The sequence below is a fragment of the Synechococcus sp. H60.1 genome (assembly GCF_047462335.1).
Taxonomy (GTDB): Bacteria; Cyanobacteriota; Cyanobacteriia; order Thermostichales; family Thermostichaceae; genus Thermostichus.
Window position 1 is genome coordinate 1 of sequence record NZ_JANSJA010000103.1, and the last position, 1,117, is coordinate 1,117.

Sequence of the window (1,117 nt, forward strand, 5' to 3'; positions counted from 1 at the left end):
TGTTCAATCTCTGCCGCAGTTGCGCCTGCTGCCAGCGCACGATGCACGTGGGAATGGACGGCACCCTCTGAGCCGAGAGCGGCTGCCATTGCCAGTTTAACCAGTTCGCGGGTTTTGGCGTCGAGTGGGCCGGCCTCGGCTGCTGCTGCACCCAGTTGTTCGTACACGCCGGCTACCGTTGGGTAGTCTTGCAAAAAGGTACGGTACGCTTCGGGCAGTTGACTCATGATAGCCTCCCAGGTGTATATTCCAGTTTGACGTTCTATGTCAGTTGCAAATACTGGCGATGCAGAACGGGCATAGATACCGCATTGCGCCGTCCGGTGTCGCGCATCCTTGTGATGGTATCTGCAATGACTTCTCGTTCCTTGCGCAGTACAATGCGCTTCACCTGTTGTCTGAATGAGCGAGCAGGCATCCTGTTCTGAGTTGTTGAGTGTGAATGTATGATAACTCAAGTTGCCACCTATGCTGTGAGCAGGTCATGGAGGCTGACTGTCAGAATGAACAGCATGACGTTGCCCACAACACTGTGTAGAGTAACCGAATGAACAACGTGGGTAGCAGCCTGTTCCCATAGACGTGCTACATCACGTCTCGCGGTAGCAACCCAGGTTATACCCATCCTCTGTGTCCTCTGTGTCTCTGTGGTGATAAAGGTAGTAGCTTGGGTTATGGTACCAGATTTATCTGAAACGAAGATGCGACACACGTTCGTGGTGTGTCGCACCCGCTTATCCCTGCCTTCCTGTATCGTGTCACGGTTAAGGAGTGCCACCTCTGTGTGTTAGCCAACTCGCTCCAGTTTCACCTTCGTGTCGTAGAAGACGGCACTGCCGCCGACCAGGTCGCTCAGGGTTACATTGCCCAGTACTGGATCAACGCGCATGGCAGCATTGGCGTGAATGCCGGCAGCCCGGCGCGGGTCGGCGGGGATGGTGACGCCGTCAATAACGATGTCGCTGGCGCCGCTGGCGAAGTGGCCCCAACCGAGCGGGAAGGAGATGACACCAGGGCGGATGCCCTCGATCACCTTCACTTTGCCGATCATCGGTTTGCGCGTACCGTTCTGCAAATCCCAGACCCCGTCGGGGTTGCTGGCCGAGCTGATGCGTAC

The 1,117-nt window shown here is 56.2% G+C and carries 2 protein-coding genes; both read right to left on the reverse strand.

The annotated features are described in order from the left end of the window. Positions 1-227 (reverse strand): carboxymuconolactone decarboxylase family protein (locus NW852_RS05545; RefSeq protein ID WP_414426529.1); only part of this gene is annotated, 227 nt, incomplete at its 3' end. Positions 228-787: 560 nt separating this feature from the next. Continuing rightward, positions 788-1,117, reverse strand: a 330-nt coding sequence (locus NW852_RS05550; protein ID WP_414426530.1) for a hypothetical protein, incomplete at its 5' end; no start/stop codon positions are given.